Source organism: Methylosinus sp. H3A, assembly GCF_015709455.1.
In the GTDB taxonomy this organism is placed as follows: Bacteria; Pseudomonadota; Alphaproteobacteria; order Rhizobiales; family Beijerinckiaceae; genus Methylosinus.
In genome coordinates this window covers 44555-67431 of sequence record NZ_JADNQW010000004.1, presented here as the reverse complement: position 1 = coordinate 67431, position 22877 = coordinate 44555, and the positions used below count along the sequence as shown (strand labels likewise).

At 62.6% G+C, this 22877-nt stretch carries 17 protein-coding genes and 3 pseudogenes; 12 read left to right on the top strand and 8 right to left on the bottom strand.

The features are described 5' to 3' along the window. Positions 1–33 precede the first annotated feature (33 nt). Positions 34–537 carry a hypothetical protein gene (locus IY145_RS02410; protein WP_196406760.1) on the bottom strand — a complete coding sequence of 168 codons (504 nt, stop codon included), beginning with the start codon at positions 535–537 and terminating at the stop codon, positions 34–36. On the opposite strand from IY145_RS02410, the gene IY145_RS25550 reads away from it, so the two are divergent. Further along, a complete protein-coding gene (locus IY145_RS25550) occupies positions 446–1030 on the top strand; it encodes an ATP-dependent helicase (protein ID WP_312030547.1) in 585 nt (194 codons plus the stop codon). The two genes, IY145_RS02410 and IY145_RS25550, sit on opposite strands and share 92 nt — an antisense overlap. Then, on the top strand, positions 1027–1689 hold the full coding sequence (locus tag IY145_RS26300; protein ID WP_312030546.1) for a 3'-5' exonuclease: 663 nt from the start codon (positions 1027–1029) through the stop codon (positions 1687–1689). The genes IY145_RS25550 and IY145_RS26300 overlap by 4 nt, the downstream gene beginning before the upstream one ends. Here IY145_RS26300 and IY145_RS26295 read toward each other — a convergent pair. Beyond that, a pseudogene (locus tag IY145_RS26295) lies at positions 1632–2021 on the bottom strand (IS630 family transposase); the annotation flags it as partial. The gene IY145_RS26300 and the pseudogene IY145_RS26295 sit on opposite strands and share 58 nt — an antisense overlap. Next, the gene (locus tag IY145_RS02395; protein ID WP_409455285.1) at positions 1985–2419 is read right to left on the bottom strand and encodes a winged helix-turn-helix domain-containing protein; all 435 of its coding nucleotides are present in this window, start codon (positions 2417–2419) and stop codon (positions 1985–1987) included. The pseudogene IY145_RS26295 and the gene IY145_RS02395, both read right to left, overlap by 37 nt. 226 nt (positions 2420–2645) lie before the next feature. On the opposite strand from IY145_RS02395, the pseudogene IY145_RS25270 reads away from it, so the two are divergent. Together IY145_RS25270 and IY145_RS25535 are read left to right on the top strand one after the other, a co-directional pair. Further along, positions 2646–2753: pseudogene (locus tag IY145_RS25270) on the top strand (ATP-binding protein); the annotation flags it as partial. A 180-nt stretch (positions 2754–2933) separates the two neighbouring features. Beyond that, positions 2934–3157: pseudogene (locus IY145_RS25535) on the top strand (DDE-type integrase/transposase/recombinase); the annotation flags it as partial. A gap of 166 nt (positions 3158–3323) precedes the next feature. On the opposite strand, the gene IY145_RS02390 reads toward IY145_RS25535, so the two are convergent. Both IY145_RS02390 and IY145_RS02385 read right to left on the bottom strand, forming a co-directional pair. Beyond that, complete coding sequence (locus tag IY145_RS02390; RefSeq protein WP_196406758.1) at positions 3324–4772, bottom strand: DUF1501 domain-containing protein; 1449 nt, start codon at positions 4770–4772, stop codon at positions 3324–3326. A 33-nt stretch (positions 4773–4805) separates the two neighbouring features. After that, positions 4806–7145 (bottom strand): DUF1549 and DUF1553 domain-containing protein, encoded by a 2340-nt coding sequence (locus tag IY145_RS02385; RefSeq protein WP_409455284.1) that lies wholly within the window; start codon positions 7143–7145, stop codon positions 4806–4808. 552 nt (positions 7146–7697) lie between these two features. Between IY145_RS02385 and IY145_RS02380 the strand changes: the two genes are divergently transcribed. The 4 genes from IY145_RS02380 to IY145_RS02365 all read left to right on the top strand — a co-directional run bounded on the left by IY145_RS02380 (position 7698) and on the right by IY145_RS02365 (position 14912). Continuing rightward, entirely contained in the window at positions 7698–10106 is a 2409-nt protein-coding gene (locus IY145_RS02380; protein WP_246721713.1) for a TonB-dependent receptor, read from the top strand. A 372-nt stretch (positions 10107–10478) separates the two neighbouring features. Next, entirely contained in the window at positions 10479–12950 is a 2472-nt protein-coding gene (locus tag IY145_RS02375) for a TonB-dependent receptor (RefSeq protein WP_196406756.1), read from the top strand. A gap of 373 nt (positions 12951–13323) precedes the next feature. Next, on the top strand, positions 13324–14325 hold the full coding sequence (locus IY145_RS02370; RefSeq protein WP_196406755.1) for an XdhC family protein: 1002 nt from the start codon (positions 13324–13326) through the stop codon (positions 14323–14325). Continuing rightward, complete coding sequence (locus IY145_RS02365) at positions 14322–14912, top strand: NTP transferase domain-containing protein (protein ID WP_196406754.1); 591 nt, start codon at positions 14322–14324, stop codon at positions 14910–14912. The genes IY145_RS02370 and IY145_RS02365 overlap by 4 nt, the downstream gene beginning before the upstream one ends. Before the next feature lie 42 nt (positions 14913–14954). Here the strand turns inward: IY145_RS02365 and IY145_RS02360 are convergent, their stop codons facing one another. Next, positions 14955–17132, bottom strand: a complete 2178-nt coding sequence (locus tag IY145_RS02360; RefSeq protein ID WP_196406753.1) for a xanthine dehydrogenase family protein molybdopterin-binding subunit — start codon at positions 17130–17132, stop codon at positions 14955–14957. Positions 17133–17145: 13 nt separating this feature from the next. Then, on the bottom strand, positions 17146–17601 hold the full coding sequence (locus IY145_RS02355; protein WP_196406752.1) for a (2Fe-2S)-binding protein: 456 nt from the start codon (positions 17599–17601) through the stop codon (positions 17146–17148). A gap of 187 nt (positions 17602–17788) precedes the next feature. Between IY145_RS02355 and IY145_RS02350 the strand changes: the two genes are divergently transcribed. After that, entirely contained in the window at positions 17789–18685 is an 897-nt protein-coding gene (locus IY145_RS02350; protein WP_196406751.1) for an S-adenosyl-l-methionine hydroxide adenosyltransferase family protein, read from the top strand. A gap of 297 nt (positions 18686–18982) precedes the next feature. Here IY145_RS02350 and IY145_RS02345 read toward each other — a convergent pair whose 3' ends face one another. Continuing rightward, entirely contained in the window at positions 18983–19642 is a 660-nt protein-coding gene (locus IY145_RS02345; RefSeq protein WP_246721712.1) for a TetR/AcrR family transcriptional regulator, read from the bottom strand. 122 nt (positions 19643–19764) lie between these two features. Here IY145_RS02345 and IY145_RS02340 point away from each other — a divergent pair, with 122 nt between their 5' ends. Genes IY145_RS02340 through IY145_RS02330 form a run of 3 tightly spaced genes read left to right on the top strand, consistent with a single transcriptional unit; the run spans position 19765 to position 22864 of the window. After that, a complete protein-coding gene (locus tag IY145_RS02340) occupies positions 19765–21768 on the top strand; it encodes an FUSC family protein (RefSeq protein ID WP_196406750.1) in 2004 nt (667 codons plus the stop codon). Then, entirely contained in the window at positions 21765–21974 is a 210-nt protein-coding gene (locus IY145_RS02335) for a DUF1656 domain-containing protein (protein WP_196406749.1), read from the top strand. The genes IY145_RS02340 and IY145_RS02335 overlap by 4 nt, the downstream gene beginning before the upstream one ends. After that, a complete protein-coding gene (locus tag IY145_RS02330) occupies positions 21971–22864 on the top strand; it encodes an HlyD family secretion protein (protein ID WP_196406748.1) in 894 nt (297 codons plus the stop codon). The genes IY145_RS02335 and IY145_RS02330 overlap by 4 nt, the downstream gene beginning before the upstream one ends. Positions 22865–22877: the final 13 nt, after the last annotated feature.

The window sequence follows — 22877 nt, the reverse complement described above, 5'->3', positions numbered from 1 at the left end:
CACGCCGCCGCTTCGCATTCGCGCACGAGTGAATCACGAATGGGAATCCGGAGCAAAGGGAGAGGAAGCATGGCTACCGCTAGCGCCGGCCGCGCCGACAAGGGTGCGTCGCTTTGCTCCCGCGCGTTCCGCGCGCCCTTGCAGCCCGGCCGTCTCGCGGTCGGCCGACGGCGTTTTGGGAAAGGAGAAGGGGAAATCGAGCTCTCCGCTCCGCCCGACCCGAGAAAGGGACGGAACGCCATGAGCCATGACCCGGAAATCGAACAGCTGCGGGCCGAGACCAATTGCGCCGCGCTGCTGGAGCGCTCGACGCCGCCATGGCGGCTCGATCGCCGAGAGAGCACGAAGAATTGCCTCAAATATCGACGCGGACAGGGAGAAATCCTGATCGTCAATCACGAGGGCCGCGGCTGGTGGGAGCGGCGACGCCAATGCACGCGATCCTCTGAAGATCATTTGCAATCGCATCGCGAAGTTCAAAGACAATCTGATCACGCCGGCCGGCGCCGCCGCCTGGGTCGAAGCCAAGATCGCCAAAAGCGATCGCTCCCGCGAGCCGGTCGATCCCCATACACTGCGCGCCGCCGCGCGCGTCTACGCCGATTATCAGCGCGCCCTGCGCGAGGCGAACGCCGCGGATTTCGGCGACTTGCTATTGTGGCCGACCCTCGCAATGCGCAAGGACGACGCCTATCGCGCGCGCTGGGCGTCGCGCTTCGATTGGCTCGCCGCCGACGAATATCAGGACGTTAATTTCGCTCAATACAGTTGGCTGAAGTCATTCGCCGCTGAACATGGTCGCGTCTTCTGCGTCGGCGACGATGATCAGGCCATTTACGGCTGGCGAGGCTCAGACATCGAGTATATTCGGCGCTTTCACCAAGACTTTCCGAGCGCTGAGCAGGTCAGGCTCGAAGAGAATTTCCGCTCGACCGGCCACATACTCGCCGCCGCCAATGCGGTCATCGCTCGCGACAAGAAGCGTCTCGGCAAGACGCTCTACACGCGAAAAGAGGCGGCGACAGAATAGAGATCGTCGCCTACCGCGACGCCCAGGCCGAGGCCGCCGGCGTCGTCGAGGAGATGCTCGCCCGTCATGCCGAGGGAACGGGGTGGCAGGAGATCGCCATTCTCTATCGCAGCTCCTTCCTGTCGCGCGGCTTCGAAGAGGCCTTGATGCGCGCCCGCATTCCGCATGTGATCGTCGGCGACGTCGGCTTCTATCAGCGCGCCGAGGTCAAGGACGCGCTCGCGCTTCTGCGTCTCGCGGCGACGCCCGACGATCGTCAGTCGGACGAGGCCTTCCGCCGCGTGATCAACGAGCCGCGCCGCGGCTTCGGCGCCAAGGCCATGCAAGCGGTCGAGACGGAGGCCTCCTTTCGGAACGTCTCGCTGTTGCGTGCGATCGACACTGCCGAACTGCCGACGAAATGCCGCGCCGCCGGATTGCAGTTCGCCGACCAGCTCGATCGCCTCATACGGTTTTCGGCTGATTACTTCGGCTTGGCGATTTTTGGCCACCAATGGAAGCCGGCGCGGCTTTTGATGATGTCGCGCTCGCTCGCGAGCGCGGCGCATCTTTCGCCGATGATCGCGTCGAGTTCCTCTATCGTTCCGATGTGCTTGTTGACGATCGGCTCGTCGACGAGAGCCCATAAGGTCTCGGCGGGTTGCAGCTCCGGCGTATAGGGCGGCAGAAAAACCAGTCGCACGCCATCCGGCACGCTCAGACCAGCCTCGCCGTGCCAGCCGGCGTTGTCGATGACGAGCACGATCGTGCGATCGACGCCGGCCTTGGCTTCGCGCGCGAAGGTCTCGAGCAGCGCCGCGAAAAACGGCTTCGAGACGCCGTCGTGCACGTACCAGAAGGTCTCGCCGCTCGCCGGCGAGACGAAGGCGGTCACATAGAGCCAGTCGAAGCGATGATGGCCATGCGCGATCGGCCGCTCGCCGACGGGCGCCCAGACGCGCCGCGTGACCGGTTTCAGGCCGAGCCTGTGCTCGTCGCTGGCGAAGACCTCGACCGATCGCTCTGGATGCTTCGCGGCTTCCTCCGCGACGGCGTCTTCGAGGTTTTTTTGAACGCCGCCGCCTCCTCGGGCGAAGCCACCTTCGGATTTTTGGGGCGTGGAGCCTGGATCGACATGCCGCAGGCTTTCAGCGCTTCCCAGCCGCGCTGAACCGCAACTTTCTCCAGCCCCAATTCGCGCGCGAGAAAAGCCGCGACTTTCGCGCTCGTCCACAAGCCTCCGTCGTCGGGGGGCTCGTTCAGCCGAACGCGCAGCTCGGCGAGCAGATCGGGCTTCAACACCGTCGCCGTCGAGCCGTTGCGCCGGCGCAAGTCGCCGAGAGACTCCGGTCCTTCTGCGTTGTAGCGCGCCGCGAGTTGCTCGATCCAGCGCTGGGCAAAGGATGTCATCTCGGCGACTTCGCCGAGCGTGTGGCCCTTGGCGAGCAGCCAGATCGCATGGAAATGCCGCGCCTCGCGCGCGTTCGAACTCGAAACATACCGTTCACGCAACGCATCGACGCTCAAATGCGCAGCTATCGTCGCCATGACCCGCCTCCAGCGATTCATGGCGATACAGCTTAGCTACTTCGATTCGCCCCGGGAATCCCCGTCGCCGAGTCAATCAGCCGGAACCCGTATCACTCACCGCTGCCATATCCTCGAAACTGGAAACGACAGCTTCCGGTTCAAGGACAGCTCGGCGAAGGCGGACAAACCTGCAAAGGAGAAGACCAAAACTTGACGACCGACTGACCCGCAAGCCATCTTCAACCCGGGTCACTTCTCAACGGAAATCCTGGGTCAAATCTCGACGGAAATCGACAGAAGTGGACGCCGGTTCGACGCTGGAAACGCGTCAAAGCAAAAGACTTTAGTCGCCGCCTCCGCTGTTCCGAGATCGTGTCCGACCGCTCGGACGAAAATCCGATCGTCGAAATATTCGAACAATCTCATTGAACAGGATCATCGAGCGATCGAGCTTCGTTTGGGCCCATGCTCGGGCTCGAGCGCTTTCGGCGCGCGCCGGTCACGATCGCCGGGATAGAGCTCATGCATCGGATCCGGAAAGGTCAATTCGCACTGAGCAAACTCCGAACGACGGGCAAGACAGCGCCGAAGATCTGGACCTCGGCGCGCGCCGCCTGAACCAAAGAACGTCCGAACACAATATCCATCGCCGTATGCGAAATTTGTACCCCAGCCGGGGAAATCTTTCCAAGCCTTCGGCCTCGCAAGCCTTCGAGTGCTACCCCTTGGGTCTTGCGCCCGGAGCGACGATTAGTCGCTCCGGGGTCGTCGGCCTTTTTTGGGCTCAGGCGAGCAGCTCCTTCACGACCTTGCCATAAACGACCGTCGGACGTTCGGCGCGGCCACTTCTCAAGAAGGTCGTCCTGAGGTGATCGAGGCCGAGGAGCTGTAGGACAGTCGCATGGAGGTCATAGGTGTCGACGGGATTTTCGACGGCCTTCAGGCCGATTTCATCCGTCGCGCCATGCGTATATCCGGCTTTCGCCCCACCGCCAGCGAGCCACTGGGTATAGCCCCACGGATTATGATCGCGCCCGTCTCCGCTCTGGCCGTAGGATGTACGCCCGAACTCGGATGTCCAGACCACCAGAGTTTCGTCCAATAGTCCGCGCGACTTCAAATCCGCCAATAGACCGGCGATCGGCTTATCGACCGCGCGTGACAGTGCGCCGTGATTTTCCTCGAGCTTGCTGTGAGCGTCCCAATTGCTGAAATCCACGCCGGCGTTGTCGAAAGGCCAGGACACGACTTGAATGAAGCGCACGCCCCGTTCGACGAGCCGCCTCGCTCTCAACAGAATCGTTCCATATTCGCGTGTCGCCTCTGAATTCAGGCCGTAGAGCTCCCTGGTCGCCGCGGTCTCGCGCGTGATATCCACCGCTTCCGGCGCCGAGGCCTCCATTCGATAAGCGAGCTCATACGAACGCGCCCGCGCCGCCAGCTCGCTGTCGTTGGGATGGCGCGCGGCGTCCTTCTCGTTGAGGTTCGAAAGGAGGTCGAGATTGGATCTCTGCTCGATGGAAGAAACCAATTCCGGCCGCTCGAGGTGAAGTATCGGCGATGGTCCCGACCGAAACGCTGTGCCCTGATAGACGGCGGGAAGGAAGCCCGAGCTCCAATTGATAGATCCGCCCCGTGGCTCCTTATCCCCCGCATAGAGCACGACGAAGGGAGGCAAATCCGGATTGGCCGAGCCGAGTGCATAGGAAACCCAGGATCCGAGCGAAGGACGACCAGGAACGAGATCGCCGGTGTTGAGCTTCAAGATCGAGATATCATGTGTGGCGCCGACGGTGACGCTGGACTTCACGAAAGCGATCTCGTCCGCATGCTGCGCGAGTTCCGGCAGAAAATCAGAGAACCATGCGCCACTCTCGCCATATTGCTTCCAGGTGCGATTTGAGGCGAATAGCTTTCCCGTCTTGCCTTGACCGGCCGTGCGAATGCCCGTCAAGAACGATTCCGGCGTGTCCTGCCCGGCCAGTCGCTCCAAAGTCGGCTTATAGTCGAAAAGATCGAGCGTGCTCGGCGCGCCGTCCATGTGCAGCCAGATGATCGATTTCGCCTTGGGCGCGAAATGCGGCTCCCGTCGCGCCAACGGATCGAGCTTCGGCGCGGCTGCCGCGAAAGGAACCGAAAGCATGCCGCCGCCGGGCATCGAAGCGTTCAGCGCGAAGCCGCCGAGCCCATAGGCCGAACCAACCAACCAGTCACGTCTCGAATGTCCGCTCATGCTATGTTCCTTCGCGAAGCCTTGGGGGATACGTCAAAATCGATAGATGAACTCATTGGAGTTCGCGACAGTGTGAACGAGGTCGACGAGGGCCGAGGCGCGCAACGGATCCTGCGTCGGCGCAACGCCGCCGGTCGGCAAAGCAATCGACAATCTCCCGTCGTTGGCTTTGCTCGCGATCAATTGTCTCTGCTGTTCGAGGAATGCGGCGAGCAGCGCTTTCTCCGATGCGTCCGGCTTTCTCGCGAAGAGTATTTCGTAGAGACGTTCGAATTGCGCCGACTCGTCGCCGCCGACCTCCGCCAGAAGCCGTCCAGCCAGCGCCTGAGACCATTCGAACACGATGTCGCTGTTGATGAGCGTGAGCGCTTGCAACGGCGTCGTCGTCACATCACGCTTGCTATGCACTTGCTGGGTGTTCGCCGAATCGAAAGGCTCGAGCAGAGGATAAGGCACACTGCGTCGAGCAAAGATATAGAGGCTGCGGCGGTTGTGATCTTTCGGATCCTTCGAGACCTCCCAAGCCGAGCCGGCATTCAGATTGCTCGGAACCGCTGGAAACACGCTCGACCCTCCGATCCGCTCGTCCAGCCTACCGGAGGCGGCGAGCAGCGAATCACGAATTTGTTCAGCGTCGAGCCGCTTGCGCGGGAACACGGCGAGCAGCTTGTTCTCCGGATCGACCGCAGCCACGTCTTCCCGATAATCCGATGACTGGCGATAGACGCGCGACAGCAGAATCTGCCGATGCAATGTCTTGACGCTCCATCCTTCCTTCACGAAGTCGGAGGCGAGACGATCCAATAGCTCCGGATGCGTCGGCTTGTCGCCCGCCTTGCCGAAGTCACTGACCGTTCCGACGATTCCCTTGCCGAAATATTCGTTCCAAACGCGATTCACATAGACGCGCGGCGTCAGCTGATTGCTGGAGTCGACGAGCCAATTCGCCAGCGCCAGCCTTCGTCCCGAAGACGTTGCTGTCGGCGTGATGACGGGCTTTTCGCTCGTAAGAGCTTCTGGAAAAGCAGGCCGCGCTTCGTCGAGCGGCCGCTCGTGATTGCCACCGAACAATATATAAGTAGGCGGTGCGTCGGAATGTCCGAGCTCCGTCACCGCCGTTATCGTGTTCGATCCCTTTTTGGGTCGGAGCTCGTCGAACTTTTTCAAATCCTCGAGGAGAGACTTGTATTCTGCGGCCAGCTTCAGAAACGCGTCGCGCGAGACGGTGATGCGGGGGCCCCCGGCGACGACGCCTTCGCCTCCCTCCGAGAAGCGCGCGTAGAGGTCCGCAGGAAGATTGCGCAGAAACTGTCCGAGGCGATCGTCGGTCGAGTTGAGCGCGACACGATGGTTGAGCCATCGGTCGAAGGCGTCCCATTCCTCTTTCGGCTTGAGTATATGCGCTTGGCTGCTCGCCTCGTAACGCTCTTTGTTGAAAGCCGACAACACGTCGCGAAATTGCTCGACGATCTCTTTTCGACGATTCTTGTTCGCTCGAATCGCCTCGTCATATTTCGCCTGCGCGGCTTTGAATTCGTTTTCGACCTCTCCCGGTGCGGCCACCGGCGTCCTTTCGTCGACGCTCGTGTTTGCGAAGAACGCCTGCAAGGAGAAATAGTCCTTCTGGGTAAATTTGTCCGACTTGTGATTATGGCATCGCGCGCAGCCGATCGTTGTGCCGAGCACGACCGAGCCGACAGTGTCGGTTATCTCCGTAGCGACCTGATATTTCCTGAGCACCAGATCCCGAGCGTTGACGTTTTCGGGAAAAGCGGCGAGAAATCCCGTCGCGGTCAGCGCTTCCTGGTCGCCAGGCGCCAGCTCGTCGCCCGCGATCTGCTCTCGAATGAAGCGCGAATACGGCTTGTCAGTGTTGAACGCGTTGATGACATAGTCGCGATAACGATAGAAGTTTCCACGCGTCTCGTCGCCTTGGAAACCGGCGCTATCGGCATAACGCGCCAGATCGAGCCACCGCCGCGCCTGCCGCTCGCCATAATGCGGCGACGCCAGCAGACGATCCACGAGCTTTTCGTAAGCGTCCGGCGCGTCATCCTTCACGAAGCGCGCGACGTCCTCGGGCGTCGGAATGACTCCCCAGACATCCAAGGTCGCGCGGCGAATGAAAGTGGCGCGATCGGCATCCGGCGAGGGAGCTAGATTGGCCTGCTCCAGTTTCGCGAGGATGAATGTGTCGATCGGCGTCCGCCGCCACTCCGTGCGCTCTACGGTCGGCGTCGCCGGAGCCCGCAACGGCTGATATGCCCAATGCGTCCGACCGCCGGCAGAGGCCGACTTTCCATCGTCGGCGGCCAGAGCGACCGAGATCGCAGAGGCCGCCACCAGGGACATAAAAAATGTCTTTTTCGTCATGCGCATAATGGGGCTCCCTCGACATAACGCTTTGTCGCCGCGTGAAAGGGGGATGTTCCCGGGCGCGACTAAATCATACTTAAATAGTATATAATATGCCGATTCTGTCAATCCCGTTCAGAGCGGGTTCTGTTCGGAGGCGGCGATTTGAGCAACTCGCTCGCCGGGCCACTCGCATCGGGCTCCGGCCCGCTCGACATCCGCGCAGAACGGCGTACAATATATTAAATAGCGCCATTTTATCGGCACAGGCGGTGGGTGAACGTCGACAGCCATCGCGCAGCTGTGGACGCTTCTGAGGCCCTCGTCGCGCATTCTCTTCATCGGTCGGGCTCGACGAAAGAAGCGCGTTATAATACATATTATCGATCGATAAAATGTATTGTTGGAGGCGTCATGCCCGTTGCCGATCGAATCCTTCCTCGCGGGCCGTCATGCGAGCTATTGGACGCGCCGAAGCGCCGGCATGCGTCAGGGCGCCGCCGTTTCGACGCCGATCGCCTCGGTAGTCGGCTGTTATCGTCGGTCTGCTTGGCCTCTTGCGTTTTCGGCATGGCGAACGCGATCACGATCCGCCGGGCGCAAGGTCAGGAGGCGACCATCGCCGACGTGACCGTGGGCGCTCAACGGGGTGAATTGACAAAGCAAGAGCAGAAGGTGCTGCTGGAGACGCCCCGCTCCGCCGCGATCATCAATGGAGAAAAGGCCGAGGAACAGCGTCTGGATCGACTCGACGACTTTGCGCTACGCGTTCCGAACTATAGGCCCAACACCGGCAATCCGGAAACATCGCTTCCAGCGATCCGCGGCATGGGATCGGGACGCGTATTGCAAATCGGCGGCGAGTCAGACACGGGCTTCGTGCAAGACAACGTTTTCTGGAAATATGTCGGTTTTCAATGGGGAGACTATGTCGATCTCGATTCCTTCGAGATAGGTCTCGGCCCTCAGGGAACGACGGGCGGCAAGAACACGACCGTGGGCACGATCGGCGTGCGCACGCAATTGCCCGCTTTCGACCGCAAGGCGACATTCGAGACCTCCTACGCCAATTACAGCCGCATCATCGAGAAGCTGAACGTCACCGGACCGATCATCGATGAGAAGCTCGCCTATCGCGTCGCCTTCTATCTCGATCAGGGCGACGGCTGGATTCACGATCAGGCGACAGGGGCCGGCTATCTGAACAATCATCGCTGGGGCGTGCGCGGGCAATTGCTCTATGTCGGCGACGAATTCACCGACCGCCTGATCTTCAATCGCGCGAGCTCCTACGAATATAACAATTACGGGAAGTCGGGACGCGGGCCCTTCTCGGACTCGGCCGTGCTCTATGCGAATGGAACCTTCGGGACGAGCTTTTCGCAGACATTGTGGAACCGACTCGGCCGGCCAGTCCTCACCTTCGATCCCTACAAGCCCTATGTCGTCGGCTTCGGGACGCACGAGGCCCAGACATTGAGCGTGTCGAATCAGATCGATCGCCAGATCGGCGAGAATACGCTCACGTCGATCTCGGCATGGAGGCAATATTACACCCATCCCAATTCTCCCGAGACGCCGGCCGGCGGCGCGCAAGGGACCGAAACGAACAATGGCTACGGCAATATCTGGGTCGATCAATATTCGCAAGAGATCCGGCTCGCTTCGCCCAAGGATCGGCAATTGGAATGGCAGACGGGAATCTATTCGCTCTACGAAAAGCTCTGGGATTTTTCTGGAAACAATTTTGGAACAGACGCCGCGAAATGGTACAATAATTCCGCATTGCAGCGCGGTTTCCAACAGCGCCAGACCGGAAAGTCGAACACTTTTCAGCTCGCCGCTTTCGGCCAGGCGTCATACCATCTCGACGATCGATGGACTCTGACCCTCGGCCTGCGCGACAGCTACGAGGTGAAGGAGGGCTCCAATTTCGCCTGGATCAACGCCTGGAGCACGACCTATTCGGCGCAGCAGGTCTACACGGCGGTTCGCGGCGCGACGGGCGCCGGCATTTTCGACACCGGCGGCCAGATGAAGAAACGCAATATGTTCACGGGAATATTCAACCCGAAATACAAGGTCGACGACAACATCACACTCTACGGCCTGATCGGGCGCGGCGAGAAGGCCGGGGCGATCAATATTTCCGCACTGCCGATCATGGACGGCCTGACATTCAAAGGCTTTCAATCGGTCGTCACAAAGCCGGAGACCTCGTGGGATTACGAGATCGGCGCCAAGACGAGCTGGCTCGACGGACGTTTGATCGCCAATATGAATCTCTATTGGTCCGACATTTTCAATCTTCAGGACCAATTGACCGATACGAGCTATCTGGACAGCACTGGTCAGCCTCTGCGCTTGACCTATCTCGGCAATATACCTCACATACGACTTCGCGGCGTCGAGTTCGATGGGCGCTGGAGTCCGATCGAACGCCTGCAGTTGAACCTGTCTGGCGCCTACACCGAGGTCCGCTACATCGACTTCGCCAATGCGGCTCCCCCCTCGGACTGGATATGGCCGACTCCCAATGCCGCCCCGGCAGGATTCATCAAAGCGCCTTTGACTCTTTCGCGCTCCAACACCCGATGGGAGAATCTGCCGAAATGGGCGTTCAATGTCGGCGCCGACTATGAACATCCTCTGGGTCCGGTCTTCAGCGATCTCGGGCCGAACTGGGCGGTCCCAGTCAATGGTTTCGCCTATGTGAACGTCGCCTGGAAGGACAGAACCCAGCTCACCGACCCGCATTCTGTGTTTCAATATTGGCAGGCGGCCTATTCGCTCGTCGACTTCGGCTTCGGCCTGCGCACGGAAGACAAGCGTTACAGCCTCTCCGTCTGGAGCAAGAATCTCTTCGACAACCGCTATTTCACCTCGTGGACGGCGGGGACGACGACGGCGCCGGCGACCGTCGGCCTCCAAGATATGCCGCGCACTTTCGGCGGCACGCTGAGGGTCACCCTCGATTGATCCCAAGCTGGGTCGGCGATCAGCGTCGGCTTCGGAAATTCGGACAATTGCAGGAGCGCATTTCTGCCTGATCGGGCGCGACTCGGGGCAGGACGCTGAAGAAAGGGCCTCTGAAGCGTGTTCTTCTCCTCCGGGCGGCGCTTGGTGACCGCCGACGAAGTCTGGGGCGGAATGCTGCGACGGCGGCCGTTGCTCATCGGGCCCCAAGGATGACCTGCCTCTGACGCCCCCTGCGGCACGGCCTCGACTGCCTCCTCTGAAGCTGACGGCCGGGTTTTCGGCTTTTCCTTTTGGGCGAACACCACGCTGGACGAGTCGCAGATTTATACTATATAAAAATAGTATGATTATATATTTATTGGAGGCCAGAAGATGCGCTCGCCCCTTTCGATTCACCGCCGCCGAATGTCCTCCGGCAGCGCTGTCCTCGTCTATGCGCTCACGGCCGTCGCCGCGTTCCCGACTTCCCATGCGCAGGAGGCGCAGATCGAAGACGTTCGGGTCGGAGCCGAGGGCGCGACCCGACGGGAGGAAAATTCGCTGCGCAGCGCCCCCCGTTCGGTGGGCTTCGTCAATGGGAAAAAGGCAGAAGAGCAGCACCTCGAGCGCCTGTCCGATTTCTCTCAGCTCGTTCCGAATTATCGGCCCAACGAATCCAATCCCATCGCGTCCCGTCCCGCCATCCGCGGCGTCAGCAGCACGGTGGGCCAGCTCAGCCGTGGCAACATCAATCCGGTCGGAGCCGAATTCGACACCGGCTACATCCTCGATAATGTTTTTTGGAAATATGCCGGCTTTCAGGCCGGCGACCTTGTCGACATCTCGTCTTTCGAGCTCGCGCTCGGACCGCAGGGAACCGCCGGCGGCAAGAATACGACGGTCGGCAATGTGGTCGTCGCGACACAATTGCCGTCCTTCGAGCGGAAGGCGACGATCGAGACGACATTCGCCAATTACAGCCACATCATCGAAAAGCTGAACGTCACCGGACCGCTCATCGACGATCGACTCGCCTACCGGGTGACCGCCTATTTCGACAAGGGCGACGGCTGGATCAGGGATCAGGTCACCGGCGCGAGCTATCTGAACAATGACCGCTGGGGTGTGCGCGGACAGCTTCTCTATGTCGGCGACGAGGTGACCGACCGCCTCATCTTCACCTATGGCGCGCAGCACGAATATACCGCGATCGGCGCCTATACGACAGGTCCCGTGGGTGATTCCATTCTCGTCTATGCGAATGGAACATTGCCTTCGCGCACTTATGCGCAGAATGTCGCGCTGCGGCTCGGCAAGCCCATCCTGACCTATGATCCGTATCGGCCCTATGACACCAACGCCGGAGGCTTCGGCGAGCGCCATCTCATGGTCTCGAACGAAGCGAACTGGACCTGGGGTCGCAACACGCTCTCTTCGATCACCGCCTTTGGCAACTCGCGGGTGATCGGCAATAATCCGTTCAGCAATCAGGAACTGGAGAACAGCGTCGGCGTCTTCTCGCCCTATGTCGATCAGTTCTCGCAAGAATTTCGCCTCTCCTCGCCCAAGGAGGAGCGTCTCGAATGGACCGCGGGACTCTATTCGCTCTATGAGAACGCCTGGAGTCGTACCTATACGCGCTTCGGCAGCGACGCGGCCGCCTGGTATAGCCGCCCGGCGCTGGCGGCTGGCCTGCGGAACAATCGGGACAGCAAGTCGCGAACATTCAGCGTCGCCGGCTATGGGCAGGGAACCTATCACATCGACGACGCCTTCGCTCTCTCCTTCGGCCTGCGCGACAGCTATGAGATCAAGGAAGGCTCCGTATTCAGCTGGGATCAGATCTACGCCAATCAATACACATTCGCTCAGCAAGAGGCGGCCATTCGCGCCGGCGGCGGCCAAGCGCTCTTCGACACTGGCGGACAGAGCAAGACCTTCAATTCCATCACCGGAATCTTCAACCCGCAATACAAGCTCAACGATAATCTTCTCTTCCACGCTCTCGTCGCGCGCGGCGAGAAGTCGGGCGCGATCAACAATTCGGCCCAGCCGATCCTGGACGGCTCCCTCAACTTCAAAGGGTGGCAGCCGCTCATCACCAAGCCCGAAACCTCCTGGGACTATGAGATCGGCGTCAACACCAATTGGCTGGACAATCGGCTCATCGCCAATTTCAATTTCTACTGGAACGACATCTATAATTTTCAGACGAGCCTCACCGACGCCTCCTATACGGACAGCACGGGGCAACCGATCCGCACCTCCTATCTCGGCAACGTCGGCCACCTCCGGCTGCGCGGATTCGAATTCGTCGGGCGATGGAGCCCGCTCGAGCGTCTGTGGCTCTCCTTCAACGGCGCTTATACCGAAGCGCGCTGGATCGACTACGCCAACGCCACGCCGCCGACCGACTGGATCTGGCCGGCGACGGCGGGCTCGCTCACCGCGCCTTTGACGTTGTCGCGCTCCAACACACGTTGGGAAAACCTGCCGATCTGGGCGTTCAATGTCGGCGCCACTTACGATCATCCGCTCGGTCCGCTGTTCCGCGACCTCGGACCGGAATGGGACAGCTCGATCACCGGCTTCGGCTATGTCAATGTCGCCTGGCAGGACAAGACGCAGCTCACCGATCCGCATTCGGTGTTGCAATTCTGGCAGCCGGCCTACGCCATAGTGAATGCCGGCCTCGGCCTGCGCACCGACGACGAGCGTTACAGCCTTTCGGTGTGGGCCAAGAATCTCTTCGACGAGCGGCCGCTCTATTCCTGGTCGCCGGGCGACGCGAGCAATCCGGCGACAATCGGCCTGCCGAGTCAGCCACGCGTCTTCGGCGGCACGCTGCGCGTCAGGCTATTGTGAGGACTGTGGTCGGAATTCGAGCTACACCCGCTTTCAGATGACGGGATGGACCAAGCTACGGTTCTGGTTTCGCGCGGCACGCCGATCGATGCGCGGCCTGCTCGGCGACGACGGCAGTCGCATCGGCCGTGATGGACGTAGGCGACTGCCGTGACCGGACTTCCGAGAACCAGAGATTTCGGGCGTCGGTCTGCCCCTCGCGGCGGCCGCGATCGTTCACTGGGACACCGTCTATCTCGATCTTGCCGTCCGGCATTTGTGCATGCGGGGACCGACGTTTCCGGCAGGGGAGGGTCGACTTCCGCGTGAGCTATTGAATTTGCGGCGACCGACAGGGCAATATCGTGCAGTGACGACTCTGATGGACGCATCAATGGCTGCCGAAGACGCTGAAATATTGTTCCAAGCCGTGTGCTGGCGGCGCGCCGGCAGAGGAGTCGCGGTCGCCACCGTCATAGAGACGTTCGGCTCGGCCCCGCGACCCGTCGGATCCCATCTCGTCGTCGAGGAAAGCGGCCGCTTTCTGGGTTCGGTCTCGGCCGGCTGCGTCGAAGGCGACGTCGTGACGGCGGCACTCGACGTCATCGCCGATGGCGGCTCGAGAGTGCTGGAGTTCGGCGTCGCCGACGAGACAGCTTGGCGCGTCGGACTCTCCTGCGGCGGCCGCATCGTCGTGCTCGTCGAGGCGCTGAACGCCGCCACCGCCGAGTTGCTGGAAATTTCCAATAGAGAGATCGCCGCACGGCGCTCCCATCGAATCGCGACGCCGCTCAATGGCGGCGACCCGCGCCTGCTGAGGATCGGCGATCCGCTCGAACCTTATTCACGACGGAGCGGCGTCGTCGCGCACGAGGGAAGGCGTTGGTTCATCGAGTGGCGCGAACCCGCGCCGCGCCTCGTCATCGTCGGCGCCGTGCATGTCGCGCAATCGCTCGCCCCCATGGCGCAGATCGCGGGCTTCGAGACGATCGTCGTCGATCCGCGCGACGCCTATGCCACGCCGGAGCGCTTCCCCGGCGCACGCCTGGATTTGCGCTGGCCGGACGAAGCGCTGCCGGAAATCGGTCTCGACTCGTCCACGGCGCTCGTCGTGCTCACCCATGATCCGAAGATCGACGACGGCGCGCTGTCGCTGGCGCTCGCCTCGGACTGTTTCTATGTCGGCGCCCTCGGGTCGCGCGCGACTCATGCGCGGCGGATCGAGCGCCTTGTCGCCAAAGGTCTGACGCGGGATGCTCTGGCGCGTATAAAGGCGCCGATCGGCCTCGACATAGGGGCCCTCGGCCCAGCGGAGATCACGGTCTCCGTGCTCGGCGAGCTCATTCTCGAGCGCAAGCGCAAGCCGCTACGCGACGAAGCGAGGAAGACCAAGTGATCGTGGCGATCGTTCTTGCCGCGGGACGCGGAGCGCGCTTTTCCGACGACGGCAGAAACAAGCTGCTCGAGGATTTGGGCGGGCGTCCCTTGCTGCGACACGCGGTCGACGCCGCGCTCGGCTCGCGCGCGGGCGAGACTGTCGTCGTCACCGGTTGGGACCATGAGCGCATCGCCGAGGCGCTCGCGGGGCTACCCGTGACGCTCGTCCACAATCAGTTTCATACGGACGGCATGGCGTCGTCGCTGCTCGCAGGGCTCGAGCGGGCGCGCGAGGCCGCGGGCGCGCTCGTGCTGCTCGCCGACATGCCGAATGTCTCGTCCGCCATCGTCGATCGATTGATCGGAGCCTTCGAGGAGACGCAGGCCGCAGCAGTCGTCCCATTGCGCGGGGGACGACGCGGCAATCCCGTGCTGCTCGGGCGCGAGCTGTTCCCGCGCCTCGCGGAATTGAGCGGCGACGCGGGCGCGCGCGGCCTGCTGCGCGCAACCGCGAACGTCGTCGAGGCGCCCATCCACGATGACGGCGTTCTCGCCGATGTGGATACGCCCGCGGACCTCGTCTCGCTGCGCGAACGAGCCGGTTAGCCCGTCTGGCCGCTCGAACGATTCCGTTCGAGCGGAATCGCTCTAGGCGAAAGCCACGTTGGTCGTCTTCAACGGAACGCTGCGAATGCGCCTTCCCGTCGCCGCGAAGAAAGCGTTGAGCACAGCCGGCGCGGCGACGCAGATCGTCGGCTCGCCAACGCCGCCCCAAAAGCCGCCGCTCGGCATGACGATCGTCTCCACTTTCGGCATGTCCTTGATCCGCATCGAATCATAATTGTCGAAATTGCTCTGCTCGACGCGGCCGTTCTTCACCGTGACGCCGCCATAGAAGAGCGCCGAGAGACCATAGACGAAAGAGCCGGCGACCTGTCGCTCGATCTGCGCCGGATTGACGGCGTGGCCCGTATCCGTCGCGGCGACGATGCGATGAATCTTGATCTTGTCGCCGTCCTGCACGGAGACTTCGGCCGCTGCGGCGACATAGCTTCCATAGCCCATGAAGGAGGCGATTCCGCGATGTACGCCCGTGGGCGCCGGGGCGCTCCAACCGATGCGCTCCGCCACCGCGTCGAGCACGGCGAGCTGCTTGGGATGGTTCTTCATAAGCGCGCGGCGAAAAGCCAAAGGCTCGGCGCCGACGGCGTGAGCGAGCTCGTCGATGAAGCTCTCGAGATAAATGGCGTTGTGATTGATGTTCACGCCGCGCCAGAATCCGGGCGGGACCGGCGGATTGCGCATCGAATGCTCAACCAGCAGATTGGGGATGTCGTAGCCGAGCTGCGCGTCGCCGTCGGGCGCGAAGCCCTGGAAGGCCGCTGGATCGATCCCGTCCTTGATCGCCTCGGGACGCACGCTGGCCAGAATCGATTGACCCGACAGGCGAATGCGCAGACCGACGAGCGTGTTGTCGGCGTCGATGGCGCCGACGAGCCGGCACTGCGTCACCGGATGATATTTGCCATGGGCCATATCCTCCTCGCGCGACCACAAGAGCTTCACCGGCCGACCGGGGAACTGCTTGGCGAGAAGCACAGCCTGAGTGACGTAGTCGGTGAAGCCGCGCCGGCCGAAGCCGCCGCCGAGCATGATCTTGTGGACCTCGCATTTTGCGGGCGGCAGGCCGGAGGCGGCGACCACGGCGGCGAAGGCGGCCTCGCCATTCTGCGTGCCGGTCCACACTTCGCAGCGCTCCGGCGTGTAGAGCGCCGTCGCGTTCAGCGGCTCCATCTGCGCATGATTCTGATGCGGATAGGAATAGATCGCCTCGATCACCTTCGCAGCGCCGGTGATCGCGGCTTCGGCGTCGCCGTTGCGATTGCCGATCACGGCGGGCTGGGCGAAGTCGAGCCCTTCCGCGAGCCATGCGGCCGTCGCCTCGCTGGAAGCGGCCGCGTTCGGCCCCTCGTCCCAGACGATCGGCAAAGCGTCCAAGGCCGTCTTTGCGCGCCACCATGTGTCCGCCACCACGGCGACCGCCGTGTCGCCGACGCGTGCGACCTTCACGACGCCCGGAAAGCCGACGATCTTGCTGTCGTCGAAGCTCTTCAGCCTGCCGCCGAACACCGGGCAATCCCTGATCGCCGCATTCAGCATGTTGGGCAGCTTCACGTCTATGCCGTAGACCATCTTGCCGTTGGTCTTGTCCGCCGTGTCCAGCCGCAGCAGGCCCTTGCCGGCGATTTTCCAGTCTTTTGGATCCTTCAGCGGCGGGTCGGCGGGCGGCGTCAGCTGCGCCGCCGCTGCGGCGACCTTGCCGAAGCTCGTCGAGCGGCCCGAAGCCGCGTGAGTTATAATCCCTTTCTCCGCCTTACACTCTCTGGCAGGGACCTTCCATCCATCGGCCGCGGCCCGGATCAGCATTTCGCGCGCCGTCGCGCCGCCCTTGCGGACATAATCCTGCGAGCCCCGAATGCCTCGGCTGCCGCCCGTCGAGAAATCGCCCCAGACGCGGTTGCGCGCGGCGCTCTGGCCCGGCGTCGGATATTCGGTCGTGACCTTGGACCAGTCGCATTCGAGTTCCTCGGCGACGAGCTGGGCGAGGCCGGTGAGCGACCCCTGCCCCATCTCCGAGCGCGCGATGCGAATGACGATCGTGTCGTCCGGCTTGATGACGACCCAGGCGTTGACCTCTGGCGCGCCGTCCGCCGCCAAGGCGCCCTCGGGCCCCCCGGGAATGTCGAGCCCGAGCATCAGCCCCGCGCCGAGCGAGGCTCCGCCGACGATGAAACCGCGCCGGCCGATGGAGAGAGATTGCGTCATATCCGCCCCCTTTTTACGCCTTCGCCGCGGCGTGTATGGCTTCACGCGCCTGCTGGAACGTCCCGCAACGGCAGATATTGGTGATGGCCTCGTCTATGTCCTTGTCGGTCGGACGCGGATTCTCGCGCAGCAAAGCGGCGGCGGCCATCAGCAGCCCGCTCTGGCAATAACCGCATTGCGGCACGTCATGGGCGATCCACGCCTCTTGCAGGCGATGCAGAACGCCCTCTCGAGCGAGCCCTTCAATGGTGGTGATGTTCTTGCCGACGACATCGCCGGCCAACACGCCGCAGGCCCGAACCGCCTCGCCCTCCACATGCACAGTGCAGGCGCCGCATTGGGCGATGCCGCAGCCATATTTCGTGCCCGTGAGGCCGACATTTTCACGGATCGCCCACAGCAGCGGCGTGTCCGGCGCGACGTCGATGTCGTAGCTGCGCCCATTGACGGTCAGAGTGAGGGTCGTCATGCAAAAGCCTCTCGAAAGGCGCCATTTCGAATTTGTCTACCAAAATAGTCATGTTAATGAAAGGGCGGTGACGAGGGGTCGGTCGGCGCCGACCTCCCTGAAGTTTTTCCCGTTCCGACTCTTTCCGGCAGCTCATTCACGAGCGAAGATCGCGTGGAGAGCCGGCTCGACCCCGCGAGGAAAGTCCATGTTTCGCTCGATCGTCGTCGCTCTTGCTCTCGGCCTGTCCTGCGGCGGCGCTGCGGCCCGTTCGCCGCTCGTGCTGTTCACCGATTTCGGGACTGCGGACGGCGCCGTCGCGGCAATGAAGGGCGTCGCCTATTCGATCTCGCAGGATCTGCTGATCGCCGACCTCAGTCACGAAGATCCGGGCGGCATTTTTGCCGGCGGCTTTCGTCTCTATCAGGCCGAGCAGTTCTGGCCGAAGGGATCGGTGTTCGTCGCCGTGGTCGATCCCGGCGTCGGAACCGGACGGCTCGCCATAGCGCTGGAGACGCTGAGCGGTCGCTTCTTTTTGGCGCCGAACAATGGGCTTCTCACACTCGTCGCCCAGCGCGAAGGCGTGAAGGAACTCCGCGAAATCGACGAGAGCGTGAACCGAAGACCCGGTTCCGAACAATCCCATACATTTCATGGCCGCGACATTTTCGCCTACGCTGGCGCGCGGCTGGCCTCAGGCGCGCAATCCTTCGAGCAGATCGGACGCAAGCTGCCGCCGGAGGCGCTGATCGCGCTTCCCTATCGCGCCGCCGAACGCAAAGGGGATCTCGTGAACGGCGTCATTCCCGTGCTCGACGCGCATTTCGGCAATGTCTGGACGAATATTCCACAGTCGATGTTCGAAGAATTGAAGGTCGCTCTCGGCGACGATCTTCGCGTGCGGATTCATCATGGCGATCGGCTCGTCGTCGATCTCGTCGCCCCCTATCAGCGCACATTCGGCGATGTTCAGCCGGGGACTCCGCTCGTCTATGTCGACAGCCTTTTCGACATGGCCGTCGCGCTCAATCTGGCCAATTTCGCCGAGCGCTACGGTGTTGGATTCGGCCCGGATTGGACGATCGATTTCTCGCGCGCGCCATAGGCGCGCGCCGAAGCATTTGCACCTGGCGTTCGCTGTGCGGCCGCATTGATCTGGACGCCGCCGCTGCGGACGCCCATCACGCTTTCGCCGCGGAATACGGACATCGATCAACCGATCACGTCGAAGGCCATCGAAGCGATTCCAAGAAACGTCCCGCGCTACCGCCGGGGACGAGCTCAGGTATCGGATCCGAAGAGGTCGGGTCGAACTCGGAATTCTTCGAGTCGCAGAGAGTCGAGCGTCCGCCAGCTGCAGCGCCGCGCTCGATGCATATCCCGCGACGCCGGCAGAGCCGTTTCAATCGTCGAAGACAAGATCGAGATTCGCTTCGAACAGATCGCCGATGTCGAGAGGATGGGCGCGGTCGAGAAGGCCGTTATGAATGATCGCGAACCAGATCGGCGCGATGAGCAGATGTGGATAGTTCTCGAGTTCCGGGCGACGCAGCTCCCCTCGCGCTCGCGCAGTCGCGGCCAAATCGTGGATCTGCTTCAAGAGCGGCTCGAACATCACGCGTCGGTAGATATCCGTCATCTCCGGAAATCGCGCGCCCTCGACGAGCACCAGACGGGCGATGGCGGCCCGACCGTTGCGCTCGATCTCGCGTATCGACACGAGCATGGTGCGCCGCATGAATGTCGACACCGTCTCGTCGGGTCGGCGATTGGCGGGGTCGGCGTCGATCAACGCGCCTGCGATCTTCTCCTTCACCACGGCTTCGAATAGCGCCTCCTTTGCCGGAAAATAGCGATAGGGGGTGCCCTTGGCGACGCCGGCGCGCCTCGCGACGCCGTCCATCGTCGTGTCGGCGTAGCCTTTGTCGAGAAACTCGCCGAGCGCCGCATCGACGATGACACGGCGCGTCTGCGCGGTCTTCTCCGGACTCGGCCCTCTGCCGGCCCGCGGCGCTTTCACGGTCTTGGTGATCTTGGTGATCTTGGCGGGTCTTTTCGCCATTGTTCTCGATCCTTTCGGCCGGATCACGGCTTGACATAAAATGACCTAATGGTCATTTTTATCGAAGGCCGGCCCAGACGCAAGCGCTTCGCTGCGATCGCCGGTCGCCTCGGGGCCCTTTCATGACTTTTTTCGGCTCGGGCCATTGGCTGTTCTCGATCAAGACATTCGTCGCCGCTATGATAGCGCTCGCCGTCAGCTTCTGGCTCGATCTTCCACGTCCCTATTGGGCGCTGGCGTCAGTCTATATCGCCTCGCAGCCACTCTCCGGCGCGACGAGGTCCAAGGCCGCCTATCGGGCCGCGGGCACATTGATCGGAGCCACAGGCGCGGTCCTGATGGTTCCCAATCTGGTTGACGCCCCGCTCGCGCTGGCGCTCGCCATGTCGATCTGGTCGGGACTTTGCCTCTATCTCGCGCTCCTCGACCGCACGCCGCGCGGCTATGTGTTCATGCTGGCCGGCTACACGGCGGCGGTCGTCGGCTTTCCGGCCGTCGACGCGCCGGAGACGATCTTCGATCTCGCCTTGTCGCGAGCCGAGGAAATCCTCGTCGGCATCGCCTGTGCGACCCTCATGTCGAGCCTCGTCCTCCCGCGTTCCGTCGGCCCGGTCGTCGCCGAACGGCTCGAGAACTGGCTGCACGGCGCACGCGTTGCCGCCGCCGACACGCTCGATCCGGAAAACAATGCCTCGGCCGACGCGCATTGGCCGCGCCTCGTGACCGAAATGGTGGAGATCGAAACGCTCGCCATCCATCTCGCCTTCGACGCCGCGGTCGAGCGCCGATCGCTCGACAAGGTCCGGCGCATCGTGCCGCGCATGCTCATGCTGTTTCCCGTTCTCTCGGCGGTCTCCGATCGGCTCGCCGCGCTCGCCGACCTCGGCGGCGCCTCGGAGCGCGTTTCGTCAATCGTCGCGGACGCGCACGCCGTGGTCGCCGCGAACAAAACCAACGACGCCGGCAAGGAGACCACCGAGCTGCGGCGCGACCTCGAGGCGGCTGCTTCCTCGAGCGCGGACGCCACCTGGCGCGAGCTCGTCGAGGCGAGCCTCTGCCAACGCCTCGGCGAGCTGCTCGATATTTTGTACGACTGCGGCGAGCTGACGAAAGCGCTCGCCGAGGGAATGGCTCGGCTGGCGCCCCTGCGCCTCACGATCGAATCGCGAATCGAGCGCGCCCGCCATCTCGACCATGGCGCGGCGCTGCATGCCGCCATCACGCTCGCCTGCGCGATTTTCGCCTGCTGCCTGTTCTGGATCGTCACATCCTGGCCGGAAGGCTCCGTCGCCGCGATGATGGCGGCGATCGTCGGAAGCCTCTACGCCTCCCAGGACGATCCTGCTCCGTCGATCACTGGCTTCGCCAAATGGACGATCGTCGCCACGACGATCGCCGGCGTCTATCTTTTCGGCATACTGCCGCACATCCACAATTTCGAGACGCTGGCGCTGGCGCTCGCTCCCGTCTACCTCGCCTTCGGTCTGCTTATCGCGTCGCCGCAGACTTTTCGCATCGGCCTGCCTCTCGCCATCGTCACGCCGACGGCCATGGCCGTTGAGGAACTCTATTCCGCGGACGCCGAGAGCTTCGTCAATTCGAGCCTCGCAATGTCCGCCGGCATGGCGCTGATGGCGGTCGCTACCGCCTTGATCCGTCCGGCGGGCGCGCAATGGCGCGCGCGCGGCTATGCGCGCGCGAACCGGGCCGCCCTCGTTCAGGCCGCCGACCCGCGAGCGGGCAACGACGTGCGCCTGATGGGTCTGATGCTGGATCGCCTGTTTCTGCTCGCGCCCATCGCCCATGAGGTCGAAGGTAAATCGCTCGACGCGCTGTGCGATTTGAGAACCGGGCTAAATATTCTCGATGCGCGCCGAGCGCGAAACGCCCTCAGCGGCTCTCGCCGACGACGGGTCGACGCACTGTTGAAGCATCTTTCCCGACATTTCCACGCCGGAGCGCCGACGCCGTCCCGCGCCGTGCTGCATGCGATCGATCGCGCGATGGCGATGGCGCAAAGCGCGGGCGACGCGCGCCTGCTGCTCGCCCTGGTCGGCCTGCGGCGCTGTCTCTTCACCGCAGAGCCCACGCCAGATCGGTCCTTGTCGGAGGCGAAAGTCGCATGAATGCGGAAATCAGCATTTTCGGCGTGTTCGTATCGTCGCTGCTCGCCTCCGCGCTCGTCGCTTTCGTCCTGGAGATCGTGATCAAGCAAGCGCTCGAAGCCGTTGGCTTCTACCGCTTCGTCTGGCATCCGGCTTTGTTTAATTTCGCCATGTTCGTCTGCCTGCTCGGCGCCTGCGTTCTGCTCTCATCCGTGAGATCACTATGAAATTGAGATTGCTTACCCTCCCGCGCATCGCGACGACCTCGACGCTCGCGGCGGCGGCGATCATCGTCGCCTGGCGTCTATGGGTGCATTACGAGCAGGAGCCCTGGACGAGAGACGCCCGCGTGCGCGCCGACGTCGTCGCTGTCGCCGCCGATGTTTCGGGACTCGTCAGCGAGGTTCTCGTCCATGACGATCAGTTCGTTCACAAGGGCGACGCGCTGTTCCGAATCGATCGGGAGCGCTTCATTCTCGCCCTGCGGCAGGCGGAGGCGATCCTCGACGGGCGCACGGCCGCGCTCGACGCCGTGACGAAAGACCTCGCGCGCTATCGCGCACTGGAGGCGACGAAGACGATCGCTGTCTCCAAGCAGCAGCTCGACGCGGCGATCTCCGCGCAAGCCCAGGCGCAGGCGGCGTCGCGACAGGCGGCGGCCGATCGAGACATCGCCCGATTGAACCTCGAACGATCGGAAGTTCGCGCCTCGGTCAGCGGACCCTTGACGAATTTCGACTTGAGGCCCGGCGCCTATGTGACGGCCGGGAAGGGCGTCGCGGCGCTGATCGACGCGGAGAGCCTGCACGTCGACGGCTATTTCGAAGAAACCAAGCTTCCGATGATTCATGTCGGCGATCGCGCTTTGGTCCGCCTGATGGGAGAGGCAGCCGAGATCGTCGGTCGCGTCGAGGGAATAGCAGGCGGCATAGAGGACCGCGAGCGTAGCGCTGGAACGACGATGCTGCCAAACATCAATCCGACATTCAGCTGGGTGCGGCTCGCACAGCGCATTCCTGTGCGCATCGCGCTCGACTCGACGGCGGGCGACGTCGCATTGATCGCGGGCCGCACAGCCACAGTGATCATCGGCGCAATGAGCCAGACGACGCCGTGACCGCCGCCCTGCA